Source organism: Stenotrophomonas sp. UBA7606 (assembly GCF_002477705.1).
Taxonomy (GTDB): domain Bacteria; phylum Pseudomonadota; class Gammaproteobacteria; order Xanthomonadales; family Xanthomonadaceae; genus Stenotrophomonas.
This window is the reverse complement of the sequence record NZ_DLJW01000046.1, coordinates 14,680-27,274: the sequence shown is the minus strand read 5'-3', so window position 1 is coordinate 27,274 and position 12,595 is coordinate 14,680. Positions and strand designations below refer to the sequence as shown.

The 12,595-nt window shown below is 65.2% G+C and carries 10 protein-coding genes; 6 read left to right on the top strand and 4 right to left on the bottom strand.

Annotated features, from left to right (window positions below; translation table 11 throughout):
- Positions 1-2: 2 nt before the first annotated feature.
- Positions 3-437 (top strand): PepSY domain-containing protein, encoded by a 435-nt coding sequence (locus tag B2527_RS06600; protein ID WP_293706745.1) that lies wholly within the window; start codon positions 3-5, stop codon positions 435-437.
- Between the two features lie 43 nt (positions 438-480).
- Here B2527_RS06600 and B2527_RS06595 read toward each other — a convergent pair whose 3' ends face one another.
- Positions 481-768: a putative quinol monooxygenase gene (locus tag B2527_RS06595; RefSeq protein ID WP_293706743.1), complete on the bottom strand. Its 288-nt coding sequence runs from the start codon at positions 766-768 to the stop codon at positions 481-483.
- Positions 769-1,080: 312 nt separating this feature from the next.
- A complete protein-coding gene (locus tag B2527_RS06590) occupies positions 1,081-2,583 on the bottom strand; it encodes an aldehyde dehydrogenase (protein ID WP_293706741.1) in 1,503 nt (500 codons plus the stop codon).
- Between the two features lie 159 nt (positions 2,584-2,742).
- Here B2527_RS06590 and B2527_RS06585 point away from each other — a divergent pair, with 159 nt between their 5' ends.
- The 4 genes from B2527_RS06585 to B2527_RS06570 are packed head-to-tail and all read left to right on the top strand — an operon-like array spanning position 2,743 to position 6,038.
- A complete protein-coding gene (locus tag B2527_RS06585) occupies positions 2,743-3,627 on the top strand; it encodes a plasmid replication/partition related protein (RefSeq protein ID WP_293706740.1) in 885 nt (294 codons plus the stop codon).
- Between the two features lie 51 nt (positions 3,628-3,678).
- Positions 3,679-4,323 (top strand): DUF5671 domain-containing protein, encoded by a 645-nt coding sequence (locus B2527_RS06580; RefSeq protein ID WP_293706739.1) that lies wholly within the window; start codon positions 3,679-3,681, stop codon positions 4,321-4,323.
- Positions 4,320-4,748, top strand: coding sequence for a hypothetical protein (locus B2527_RS06575; protein ID WP_293706738.1), 429 nt, complete (start codon positions 4,320-4,322; stop codon positions 4,746-4,748). The genes B2527_RS06580 and B2527_RS06575 overlap by 4 nt, the downstream gene beginning before the upstream one ends.
- Before the next feature lie 3 nt (positions 4,749-4,751).
- Positions 4,752-6,038: a DUF445 domain-containing protein gene (locus B2527_RS06570; protein ID WP_293706736.1), complete on the top strand. Its 1,287-nt coding sequence runs from the start codon at positions 4,752-4,754 to the stop codon at positions 6,036-6,038.
- A gap of 110 nt (positions 6,039-6,148) precedes the next feature.
- On the opposite strand, the gene B2527_RS06565 is transcribed toward B2527_RS06570, so the two are convergent.
- Positions 6,149-7,444 (bottom strand): aminotransferase class V-fold PLP-dependent enzyme, encoded by a 1,296-nt coding sequence (locus B2527_RS06565; RefSeq protein WP_293706734.1) that lies wholly within the window; start codon positions 7,442-7,444, stop codon positions 6,149-6,151.
- Between the two features lie 2 nt (positions 7,445-7,446).
- Positions 7,447-9,834, bottom strand: coding sequence for a TonB-dependent receptor plug domain-containing protein (locus B2527_RS06560; RefSeq protein WP_414717020.1), 2,388 nt, complete (start codon positions 9,832-9,834; stop codon positions 7,447-7,449).
- A gap of 489 nt (positions 9,835-10,323) precedes the next feature.
- Here B2527_RS06560 and B2527_RS06555 point away from each other — a divergent pair, with 489 nt between their 5' ends.
- Positions 10,324-12,552 (top strand): TonB-dependent siderophore receptor, encoded by a 2,229-nt coding sequence (locus B2527_RS06555; protein WP_293706732.1) that lies wholly within the window; start codon positions 10,324-10,326, stop codon positions 12,550-12,552.
- The last annotated feature ends 43 nt before the right edge of the window (positions 12,553-12,595 follow it).

Here is a 12,595-nt window from a genome sequence, read left to right as displayed (position 1 = left end):
TGATGACCAGACGACCCCTTTGCACCGCCCTGCTCAGCGCAGGCTTTCTGATGGCCGGCATCGGCCTGGCCCAGGCCCAGAACGCGTTGACCGCACCACAGGTACGCGCCCAGCTCGAAGCGCAGGGCTATACGGATGTGAAGGACATCAAGTTCGACGACGGCATGTGGGAGGCCGATGCCAGGAGTGCGGATGGCAGGCAGGTCGACGTAAGGCTGGATCCTCGCAACGGCACCGTCTACCCCGACAAGGCGGTCTCGCAGTTGAGCGAAGCCGATATCCGCGCGCAGCTGTCCAGCGCCGGCTACACCGGCGTCAGTGATGTAAAGCTGGACGACGGCATGTGGAAGGCCAAGGGCAGGACCGCCGCCGGCGAGAAGGTCGAGGTCCACCTGGACCCCGCGACGGGTGCGGTGGTCGCCCAGGAAAAGGATTGAGGGGCAGCGAGGCGGTCCCGAACTGGCACCGCCTCGCCCATGCTCAGGCAAATGCATCCATGAACAGGAAGGTGCCTGGCTGACGCTGGTACTGATCGATCATCGGCACCAGCCGCTGGAAGTGCGCGCTGGCGCAGTGTGCATCCAATGCCGCGTGATCGGGCCATTGCTCGATGAAGATGAAATGGCCGGGATCGGTCTGGTCGAGGAACAGATCGTAGGCAATGCAAGCGGGCTCAAGGCGGGTTTGCCGCACCAGTTCGCGGTACAGCGGCAACACATCGTCGATGTGCTCGGGTTTGATGAAATCCTGCGCGATGACTTTCAGCATTGTTTCGGAAACGGGGTTGGCAAGTTGGCGCCCAACCTTGGCTGCAGATGTTGTTGCTGGCAAGCGCTGTGTCGTTGTTGTCGTGGCACACGGGAGGCAGGAACTGTTGCTGTCGCTTGCAAAGCCTCAAAAGCCAACCCCTCCCCAGCCCTCCCCTTCGCTGCGCGAAAGGGAGGGGGCAACAGCTCCTCCCCTTTGGCGTAGCCAAGCGGGAGGTTGGGAGGGGGTAGCTTTTGCTGTTGCTTGCAACGCTCCCAAGGCCCCCAGCCCTCCCCTTCGCTACGCGAAAGGGAGGCCGACAAAGGGCAATCATCAGCCTTCCAGATTGATCCAGGTCGCCTTCATCTCGGTGTACTTGTCGAAGGCATGCAGGGATTTGTCGCGCCCATTGCCCGATTGCTTGTAACCACCAAAAGGGGCGGTCATGTCACCGCCATCCCAGTAGTTGACCCACACACTGCCAGCACGCAGGCCACGCGCAACACGGTGCGCGCGCGCGATGTCGCGGGTCCACACGCCGGCCGCCAATCCATATTCACTATCATTGGCCAGCTGCAGCGCCTGCTGCTCCCCATCAAAGGCGATCACCGACAGTACCGGCCCGAAGATCTCCTCGCGCGCGATGCGCTGCTGCGGGCTCACCTCGTCAAATACCGTGGGCTCGATATAGCAGCCCCCCTCCACCACCTGCGCACGTTTGCCGCCCAACAACAGCCGCGCGCCCTCGGCGGTGCCTGCTTCGATATAGCCCAATACGCGCTGCGCCTGGGCCTCGTCCACCATCGCGCCCATCGCCGCCTTTGGCTCGAAGGGATGCGCCGGCTGCATGTGCCGGCCGTGCTCGACCACCCGTGCCACGAATTCATCCTTGATCGAGCGCTCCACCAGCAGCCGCGAGGCCGCTGTGCATACCTCGCCCTGATTGTAGAAAATGCCGGACGCAGCGGCTGCCGCCGCTTTGTCCAGATCGTGCGCATCGGCAAACACGATGTTCGGGCTCTTGCCGCCGCATTCCATGTAGGCGCGCTTCATGTTGGACAGGCCCGCACACTGCAGCAGACGCTTGCCTACCGCGGTGGAACCGGTGAACACCAGCCCGTCCACGTCCATATGCAGCGCCAGCGGCTCACCCGCGCCCTTGCCATTGCCGGGCACCACGTTGAACACCCCGTCGGCAATGCCGGCCTCGGCTACCAGTTCGGCGAAGCGCAGCGCGCTCAGCGGCGACTTCTCCGAGGGCTTCAGCACCACCGAGTTGCCGGCCGCCAAGGCCGGTGCGATCTTCCAGGCAGCCATCAGCAGCGGGAAATTCCACGGCACGATGGCCGCGATCACGCCCAAGGGTTCCCGGGTTATCAGGCCCAGCTCGTTGGCGCCGGTTGGCGCTACTTCGCCATACAGCTTGTCCACCGCTTCGGCCGTCCACTGGATGCAGCGGATCACCCCGCCGATATCGACACTGCGCGCCTCGGCTACCGGCTTGCCCATGTCCAGGGTTTCCAGCACGGCCAGTTCATCGGCATGCTGCTCGACCAGGGCCGCCAGCTTCAGCAGATGGTGCTTGCGCTTGGAGGGCTTCAGTGCTGCCCAATGCCCGGCATCGAAACTGCGCCGCGCAGCAGCCACCGCGCGATCAACATCCACCTGCCCGCACTCGGCCACCCGCCCCAGCACGCGTCCGTCAATCGGGCTGATGCAGTCGAAGGTGGCGCCGGACGCGGCATCCACGTACTGGCCGTTGATGAACGCGCGGGTACGCAACGAGACGCTGTCAGCCAGCGCCTGCCATTGTTCGCGGATATGGGGGCTGTTCATGGTCGTTTTTCCGGTGGCGGCGCTTTGCGGCGATGCGTTCATGGTACGCCGCCGCCCCTGCACAGCTGGTGTGGATACCCAAACCGGCGCGATTGCAAGGGTTGGCGCTGACCGTCGCGGGCTTCACAATGCCGGCCCAATGTTTCAACCGGCAGCGCAATGGACATCATCGTCAACCAGGAACTCAAGGCCTATATCGACCCGCTCACGCAGGACGAACACGACGCGCTGGAGCGCAGTCTGCTGGCCGAAGGCTGCCGCGACGCACTGGTGCTGTGGGGCGATGTGCTGATCGACGGCCACAACCGTTATGGCATCTGCAGCAAGCACGGCATTCCGTTCAACACGGTGCAGAACACACGTTTCAAATCCATGGATGACGTGCATCTTTGGATGATCGAGCAGCACCTGGGGCGTCGCAGCGTGTCCGATTACCAGCGCGGCGTGCTGGCACTGCGCAAGCGCGACATCCTGGAGGCGCGGCGCCGTGCTGAACAGGAGCAGCTGCGCCGCGAAAGCGACGGCGAAGCCACCCTCAGCGAGGCCGGCGACGATACCGACACCCCGCCGTGGGAGCCGGCACCCAAGCTGTCCAAGGCCGATCTGGCCCGCGAGGCCAAGCTCAGCCCCAGCCAGGTGACGATGATCGAGAAGATCCACGAGCACGCCACTGCCGAGGTGATCGAGGCGATGCGCGTGGGCGCGATCTCGCTGAGTGCGGCAGCCACCGTGGCCAGCCTGCCCGAGGAAGAACAGCGCGCGGCCGCGCGTGGCGGCAAGGACGAGCTCAAGCAGGCTGCCAAGCGCGTGCGTGAAAGCAAGCGCAAGCCCAAGCCCACGCGTGAGGATGCCGATGACGCGGCGCAGCCGCTGAGCATGGCCGAGGCCGATGGCCTGGACGGCAGCAGCGAAAGCCCGGAAGTGCAGGCCCTGCGCCAGCGCGTGGCCTCGCTCACCGCCGAGAACCAGGCCCTGCGCATGGAGCTGGACGCACTGCGCGCGCGCATGCTGGCCGCCCAGGCCGAACCTGCAACCGAGGCTTGATCGCGCCGAGCCCGGCCCCTAGGCTGCTGACATCCCTGCAAGGAGCATGTGATGGCCTCGGCCTCCCCGGAACTTGAAAGCTTTGTCCGCGACGCGCTGATGCGCGGGCATAGCCGCCAGCAGGTCAGCACCGCCTTGTTGGCGGCCGGCTGGAGTGAACAGCAGATCAGCGGCGTGCTCGACGGCTGGGCCGAGGTGGACTTTGCCCTGCCGGTGCCGCGCCCGCGCGCCTCCTTGTCGGCGCGCGAGGCCTTTGCCTACCTGGTGTTGTTCAGCACGCTGTATTTCTTCGCCTGGAACCTGGGCAGCCTGCTGTTCCAGCTGATCGAATACCTGCTGCCCGATCCAGCCGATGCCGATTGGCAACGCCTGCGTCTGGACGGCGGCATCCGCTGGGCGATCTCGGCACTGGTGATCGCGTTCCCGGTATTTGCCTTCGTTGCCCGCCGGGTCAGCCTTGATGTTGACCGCCACCCGATCAAGCGCCTGTCACCGGTACGCCGCTGGCTCACCTACCTGACCCTGTTCGTCGCCGCCATCGTCCTGATCGGCGACCTGACCGCGCTGGTCTACAACCTGCTCGGTGGCGACCTGAGCCTGCGCTTCGTGCTGAAGGTGGCGGTGGTCGCGGCCATCGCCGGTACCGTGTTTGGCTACTACCTGTGGGATCTGCGCCAAGAGGAGGTAGACGCATGAGCCGCACTCCTTGGGGCAGCCGGGTCCTGTGGGCCACCGGCCTGGTCACCGCCGCCGCCATCGCTGCCGGGGTATGGGTGATCGATTCCCCCAACCAGCAGCGGCTCAAGCGCCTGGATGGCGCGCGCCTGTCCGAACTGCAGGCCTTGGACAGCGCGGCCCGCAGCTATTGGCGCGAGCACGATGCCCTGCCCGCCGACATCCACGCCCTGCTCGAGCAGCCCGGGGTGGCACTGTCCAGCAGCGACCCCGCGGGCGGTCCGGACTTCAGCTACCGGCCGTTGGATGCGAGCCACTTTGAACTGTGCGCACGCTTTGACACCAGCAGCGCCGATGGTCCGCGCCGCGCCGCGCTCAACGAATGGGCGCATCCGGCCGGGCGACACTGTTTCCGCCGCACGCTGGCCCGCAACGATGACACCTGAGCCGTGAGCCCGCCCGCTGATCCCCGCCGCGCGCAGCTGCGCCGGCTCAAGGCCTATGCGCTGGCGATGCTGCTGGCCATGCTGGCCGGCTTCATCGTCAGCCATATCAACGGCGAGCGTGGCATCTGGGCCTGGGTGGGCGCGTTCTGCGAGGCCGCCACGGTCGGTGCACTGGCCGATTGGTTCGCGGTGGTGGCGCTGTTCCGGCGCCCGCTCAACCTGCCCATACCGCACACCGCCATCATTCCGCGCAACAAGGCACGCATTGCCGACAGCCTGGCGGTATTCGTGCGCGATCACTTCCTGGAGCCGGAAGCGCTGCTGGCCAAGCTGAAGGTATTCGACCCCGCCACCCGCCTGGGCGAATGGCTGTCGCAGCCGGCGCAGGCCAGGATGCTGGCCGGCATGGCGCGCGGCTGGGCGGTGCAGGCGCTGGATCTGTTGGATGAAGCCGCCGTGCGCCGTTCCATCCAGGGCTTTGTCGTCGCCCAGTTGCGGCAATGGAACGCGGCGGCCACCGCCGGTGAACTGCTGGGCCTGCTCACCGCCGACAATCGCCACCAGCGCGTGCTCGATGAAGGGCTTACCCGCGTGGCCAACTGGCTGGACAACGACAAGGTGCGGCAGCAGGCCTCGGCGCTGATCGTGCGCTACATCCGCAAGGAATGGCCCAAGCTGGCCAGCACGGTGGACTGGGTCAAACCCATCGACGAGATCGGCGATTCGCTGGCGGACCGGCTGGCACGCGCAGGCCTGGAAGAACTGCAGGCCATCCTCTCCCAGCCCGACCATCCGCTGCGCCAGGACTACGCGCTGTGGCTGGGCAACTACATGCGCCGCCTGCGCGAGGACCCCGCATTGGCCGCCAGGGTGGACGCACTCAAGCAGCAGGTGATCGACCACCCGGCCGTGCAGGACTACGTGCAAGGCCTGTGGCAGCGCATCCACGAGTACCTGCGCAGCGACCTGTCCCGCGAGGACTCGGTATTGGCCGGGCACCTGGAACGCAGCCTGGGCCGGCTTGGCGCCAGCATCGGCAGCGACCCGGCCCTGCGCGATGCACTCAACCAGCACATGCTGTCCGGTGCGGAGAAGCTGACCAACCGCCTGCGCAGCGGTGTCACCGAGCACATCGCCCAGACCGTGAAGGGCTGGGACGAGAACAAGCTGGTCGAACAGCTGGAGCTCAGCGTCGGCCGCGACCTGCAATACATCCGCTTCAACGGCACGCTGGTCGGCGGCCTGATCGGCCTGCTGCTGCACGCCCTCACCGGCTGGTTGAAGTTCTGATCAGCGCAGCGGCAGGGGCGGCGCCGGCAACGGCGCTATCGCTGTTACAGCGGGGCGTTTCAACAAGCTCAGCTTTGCGGCTTACGCCGCTCCTACCGCGATGCCGTCTCCTACCCTTTTGCGGCCAGCGCCTGCAGCGCTGTGGCCAGCCGATCCACCTGCGCTGTGGAGGTGAAAATGCCCGGCGTTACCCGCACACATGCACCTTGCGCCAGCCCATCACGGTGCACGGTGAACACCCCATGCTGTTCCAGCAACTGACGCGCCACCGCTACGTTTTGCTCCAGCGTGGTGCGGCCATGCAGGCGGAACGATGAAATGGCGCTGCTGCTGGCCGTCTCATCACTACCGATCAGCTGTACGCCGGGCACCTCCCGCACCGCATCGCGCCAGCGGTTGCGCAGCAGCAACAGACGCTCGCGCTTGGCCTGCACACCGATGGCCGCGTGGAAATCCAGCGCTGCCGGCAAAGCCAGGAAGGCGGCGAAATTGGCGGTACCGGTATGCACGCGGCTGGCAATGCCACGATCCGGGTCGCCCATGTAAGGGTCGATATCCGCGACCCGCCCGCGTCGCACATACATCGCCCCGACACCTACCGGCGCGCCTATCCACTTGTGCAGGTTGATGCCGACAAAGTCCGCCCCCAGCTCCGCCACCTGCATGTCCACCTGCCCCACCGCATGGGCAGCGTCCACGATCACATCCACGCCACGCGCACGCGCCATCGCCGCGATCTCGGCCACCGGCAGCAACATGCCGTTGCGGTGGTTGACCTGGGTCAGCAGCATCAGCTTCAGACGCGGATGCCTGCGCAGTGCATCGGTGTAGACCTGCAGTGCGGTCGCTGCGTCGCAGGGTTCGGGCAGGCTGATCGCCACCGGCGCCGCACCACGCCGTTGCTGCAGCCAGCGCAGCGCGGTGATGGTGCTGTCGTAGTCGATATCGGCATACAGCACCTGGTCACCGGGCTGCAGCCGGTTGTACCCACCGATCAAGGCCTGCAGCGCTTCGGTAGCACTGCGGGTCAGCACAATCTCATCCTCGCCAACCCCGAGGAAGGCGGCCAGCCGTTGTTGCACCTGCCGCGCGCGCGGCGGGAAGGCGACGCGGCCAAACCACGCATTGCCCTGATTCACCTCCGCCGTGGCCTGCTGGTAGGCCTGCAGCACCGGCCGTGCCATCGCCCCCCAATAGCCGTTGTCCAGCATCACCACGTCATCGGTGAGATCGTACTGGGCGGCCACCGCCGCCCAGTACGCTTCATCACCGGCCAATTGCCGCGCGGTTTTCCCCGCTGCCGTTGGCAGCGGCGCAGGCGCTACCTTTGCCAGCGCAGCGCTGGCGGCACCTGCCAGCGGCAACCAGGCTGCCGAGCGCAGCAATCGACGTCGGTTGCTGTCCATACTCAGAAGCTCAGCCGGTATTCGGCGTACACATTGCGCCCGTCGGTGTCGTAGGGAGCATTGCGCGAATAGATCAGGCCACGGCTGGCCTGGAAGCTTGCCTCGTCCGGATACCGATCAAACACGTTGTCGGCACCTACCCGCAGCGTATGCATCGCGTTGATGCGGTAGCTCACCGCCAGGTCGAAGAACTGCATGGCACCAAAGCGCTGGAAGATATCGCCGGTGGCGTTGCCGGAGGAATCGGTCCATGCGCCGTAGTGGCGCAGCTTGCCCAGCAGGCTCCAGCTGCCCACCTCATAGTTGGCGCTGAGCGTGCCTTTCTGCCGCGGCAGGCGTTCTTCGAACACCACCCGCTGGCTGGCGTTGGTGGCCACACCCGTGGTGCCCTTGTCGACCTCGGTCTTGTTGTAGTTCCAGCCCAGGGTCAGGTTCAGGCGGCCCGCGCCCAGCCCGGTGGCGTAGCTCCCGACCAGGTCGATGCCGCGGGTGGTGGTGTCGAAATCGTTGGTGAAATAACTCACCGAGGTATAGCCCATCGGATTGGCAACGCCAGCCGGTATCTGGAACGAGGCCGACTGGCTGAAGCGGTCGGTGACCTTGATGTCGTACAGGTCCACCGAGCCGGAGAAGCCAGCATCGTTGCGCCAGGTCAAACCCAGCGATGCGGTGCGCGACTGCTCCGGCTTCAGGTCCTTGGCACCCAGCATGCGTGCCAATGGGTCACTGGGCGACAGCCGGCCGGAGGTGAATACCTGCAGCGTCACCGTGTCCAAACCCTGCTGGGTGTTGGTGGTATAGAGCTGGCCTGGCGTCGGTGCGCGGAAGCCGGTGGATACCGAGCCGCGCACCGCCAGATCGGGGGTGAACTCGAAGCGCGAGGACAGCTTGCCATCCACGGTCTGACCGAAGCTGGAGAAGTGCTCATAGCGCGTGGCCGCACCCACGCTCCAGCGCGCGGTCATTGGCACCTCCACGTCCACATAGGCGGCATAGCTGCGCTGATCCCAGCTGCCGGCGTTGTCCGGGCTGAAACCCGGTGCACCGTTGGAGTTGCCGGCCAGGCCGGCCGCAGCGCCGGGGCCGATCGCATAGGAGGCCGGATCACCGGCATCCACGCTGTAAGTCTCCTCGCGGAACTCGGCACCAAAAGCTACGTTGACCGGCGAGGCCAAGGCCGCCAACGGCAGGCTGTAGACGAAGTCGGCATTGAGGTTGCGCTCTTCCTGGCTCAGGCGGCCGAGGTAGAACGCGGTCGGGCTGTCCGGGCCCAGCGAGGCGTTGATCGAGTTGCCAAGGCTGTACTCGATGCGGTTGCGGCCGTAACTGCCGCTGACGTCCCAGTCCAGGTTGTCGCCGGCATGCCCGCGTACGCCGAACAGCAACTGCAGGTCATCGTAATCGGTGCCGTACTTCGGGCTGAAGCCGGTGGGATACAGATCACGCACATCCCAGCCCGGGAACAGCGCAGTGGTGTTGTATACCGACGCGGTGCCGTCGGGGTTGCGCCAGTTGAAGTCGCTGACGCCATCGCCCTTGCCATACAGGCCATAGCCATAGACTTCGGTGGTATCACCCAGCTGGTGCTTGAGGTTGAAACCGATACGCTTGTTCTCAAGGTCCGGCTGGCCCCAACGTTGCACCGGGTTGGGCACCTGCAATTCCGGATGCGCCTGCTGGAAGGCAATGGCATCGGCGCGCTGGCGGGTACGCGAGGTAGCGTCGGACTTGTCGTAATCGGCAAACAGCGACAGGCTGCCGGTGTCGCCCAGTGCAATGCCGGTACGCGCACCGATGTTGCGCGAGGTGCCGTCACCTTCGCTGTACTGCGACAGGCCCATGGTCACGTCGGTGCCGATGCTGTCGTCGAGGATGATGTTGATGACGCCGGCAATCGCATCGGAGCCGTACTGCGCCGAGGCGCCGTCGCGCAGCACTTCGATACGCTGGATGGCGCTCTTGGGAATCTGCGCCAGATCAGGCCCCTGCGCGCCGCGCGCGCCCAGCAAGGCGGAGCGATGGAAACGCCGGCCATTGACCAGCACCAAGGTCTGGTCCGGCGACAGACCGCGCAGCGTGGCCGGGCGCACGAATACCTGGCCATCGTTCATCGGCATGCGCTGCACCACGAACGAAGGCACCAGCTGTGCCAGCACGTCGGCCAGATCAGCGGATTCGATGCCGCGGATTTCTTCCTGCGAGAACACATCCACCGGTGCCAGCGTATCGAACTGGGTGCGATTGGAACCACGCGTACCGGTGACGATCATCGCATCCAGCGTGGTCGCCTTTGCCGCCGGCGTTGCCTCGATCTGTTGTGCCCTTGCGCCGGTTGCAGCGCCCCCTGTTACCAACACGCCTACTGCAATCGCCAACGCACTACGCTTCACTTGCTGCTCCGTAATTGAAAGAACGCTGCGCCTGCCGGTCTGCAGCGCGCGCCGCATTGTCGTAACAGCCTGTTGCCCGGCGATGACAGATGCGCACCCTCACGGTATGCAGAGAAACAACAGACGCTTGCCTGTGCCGTAGCTCGCAGATCCCAGGCATGCAGATGCAACAGCCACGCCACTGCAGCGGACAGCCCAATCGGCAACGCCGGCATCGATGACACTTGTGCTTGCTTAATCAAATGCGAACAATTATCGTTACCAGGTAGGCAGTACGCCCAGCTCCGTGCGGCAAGAAGGCTTCACTTCTGTTCCGCCACGCCCCGTGTACCCCGATATCCGAACTGATGCCATGCGTGCCGTTGCAGGCCACGCCGTGCATGCAGGCCAACTGGCGGGAGCGGCATGACCCGGGCATCCACGCATCGCGTGGGCTGCGCCGTGGGCGATTCCTGTGGTTGGCAACCCATTGCCCAACAGGAAATCATCATGTCCTCCCGTACCAACCTGCCCCGGCCGGCACTGCTGGCTGCCGCGCTTTCCGTCGCTGTAAGCAGTATTGCGCTGCCGGCCCTGGCCGAAGAAGCGGCCCCTGCCGCCACCACCCTGGACGCGGTGAAAGTCGTCGCCGAAGGGGAGTTGCCAAACTCCTACACCGTCAAACATGCGCGGACCGCGACCAAGCTGGACCTGTCACTGCGTCAGACGCCGCAGTCGGTCACCGTCATCACCCGTCAGCGGCTGGACGACATGGGTCTGTTCTCGCTGTCCGACGTGATGGGCCAGGTTACCGGCGTGCATGTGTCTGTCACCGACAGCGAGCGCATCAACTACGTCTCGCGCGGCTACAACATCACCAATTTCCAGGTCGACGGCATGCTCAACACGTTTGGTGGGTCGATCAAGACCAATACCGACAACGTGATCTACGAGCGCATCGAAGTGGTGCGTGGCGCCACCGGCCTGACCACCGGTGCAGGCGATCCGTCCGGCACCATCAGCTTCGTGCGCAAGCGTCCCACCGATACCGTGCAGATGGGTGCGAACCTGACGCTCGGCCGTTGGGGCAACCAGCGCATGGAGTTCGACATCGGCGGCCCGGTGGCCTGGGACGGTCGCATCCGCGCCCGCGCGGTCGCTGCCAAACAGCAGAGCGATTCGTTCCGCGACGTCTACAAACTCGACAAGAACGTGTTCTACGGCATCATCCAGGCCGACGTCAGCAACAGCACCCTGCTTGAGCTCGGCTACGAGTACCAGTCGCCGGAGACCTCCGGCGTGACCTGGGGCGTGGTGCCTTACTGGGGCGTGGATGGCAACCCGGCCAACCTGCCGCGCTCGACCAACATGTCAGCCTCGTGGAGCCAGTGGCCCATCGTCGAGAAGACCAGCTTTGCCCGCATCGAGCAGCAGCTCGGCGCCGGTTGGGCATTGAAGGGCAGCTTCACCCACGCCGATCGTGAAACCGATGGCAGCGTCTGGTACGGCGCCAATGGTTTCCCGCGCCCGGATGGCACCGGCGTCACCGCCTACCTCTCGCATTTCGCCGAACAGAGCACGATGGATGTGTTCGACGTGAACGTCGGCGGCAACTTCAAACTGTTCGGCCGCGAGCACGAGCTGGTGTTCGGGCTGGGCGAGTCCGTGCGCAAGGGCGAGTACCCGTCCATCACCATCCCCGCCTACTCCAATGACTACGCGAACGTACCTGACTGGCGCAACTGGACCGGCGACATCGCCGAACTGCCGATCGTGCGCAACGGCTACCTGGGTTCGGAAGACGAATTGAAGCAGCGTGCCGCCTATGTCGCCGCCCGCCTGCAGTTGGCCGATCCGCTGCTCGCCGTTGCCGGTGCCCGTTACAGCACCTGGGAAACCAAGACCTGGCGCTACACCTACGACACCGCCGGCAACCGCACCGGTACCACCCGCACGGGTTACAAGCCGGAGAACACGCTTACCCCGTACCTTGGCCTGATCTACGACATCAACAAGTACTTCAGCGCCTACGCCAGCTATACCGACATCTTCCAGCCGCAGAACTACCGCGACAAGAACAACAGCTACCTGGAGCCGGTGGTCGGCGACATGTGGGAAGCCGGCTTCAAGGCTGAATTCTTCGATGGCCTGCTCAACACCTCGGCCGCCGTGTTCAAGGGCGTCAAGGACAACGTCGCCGAACTGGACGACAGCGTGCCGGTGAACTCGCTGCCCGATGGTTCCAGCGCCTACCGTTCCACCGGCAAGGGCAACAAGGTCAAGGGTTGGGAAGTGGAAGCACAGGGCAGCCTGGGCGAGCACTGGAACCTGTCGGCCGGCTTCGCCCATACCACCAGCTACAGCCAGGCAGGCGTTCGCCAGAACACCACCACACCGGTGGACACCTTCCGCCTCAATACCAGCTGGCGTCCCGGCGGTGCCGAAGGTCGCTTCTGGCTGGGCGGCGGCGCTACCTGGCAGAGCGAAATCTGGCGCAACAGCAGCAAGCCCGCCGCCGACTACCTGACCAGTGGCCGCACCGTAAGTGCGCGCATCACCCAGGACTCGTTCTACCTGCTGAACCTGTCGGCGGGCTACCGCTTCAACGAGAACTTCAGCGCCCAGCTCAACGTCAACAACCTGCTGGACAAGGCGTACTTCAGCAACGTGGGCTTCTACAACGGCGTGTACTGGGGTGAGCCGCGCAATGTGCTGCTGACCCTGCGCTGGAAGCTCTGATCCCTCCAGGGAACCACTGCCCGGCAGTGGCGGCCACGGACGG

What these genes read in the sequence shown, in the direction of transcription:
- B2527_RS06600 (WP_293706745.1), top strand. Translation starts at nt 3, where the DNA reads ATGACCAGACGACCCCTTTGCACCGCCCTGCTCAGCGCAGGCTTTCTG.
- B2527_RS06555 (WP_293706732.1), top strand. Translation starts at nt 10,324, where the DNA reads ATGTCCTCCCGTACCAACCTGCCCCGGCCGGCACTGCTGGCTGCCGCG.
- B2527_RS06585 (WP_293706740.1), top strand. Translation starts at nt 2,743, where the DNA reads ATGGACATCATCGTCAACCAGGAACTCAAGGCCTATATCGACCCGCTC.
- B2527_RS06580 (WP_293706739.1), top strand. Translation starts at nt 3,679, where the DNA reads ATGGCCTCGGCCTCCCCGGAACTTGAAAGCTTTGTCCGCGACGCGCTG.
- B2527_RS06595 (WP_293706743.1), bottom strand. Translation starts at nt 768, where the DNA reads ATGCTGAAAGTCATCGCGCAGGATTTCATCAAACCCGAGCACATCGAC.
- B2527_RS06575 (WP_293706738.1), top strand. Translation starts at nt 4,320, where the DNA reads ATGAGCCGCACTCCTTGGGGCAGCCGGGTCCTGTGGGCCACCGGCCTG.
- B2527_RS06565 (WP_293706734.1), bottom strand. Translation starts at nt 7,444, where the DNA reads ATGGACAGCAACCGACGTCGATTGCTGCGCTCGGCAGCCTGGTTGCCG.
- B2527_RS06590 (WP_293706741.1), bottom strand. Translation starts at nt 2,583, where the DNA reads ATGAACAGCCCCCATATCCGCGAACAATGGCAGGCGCTGGCTGACAGC.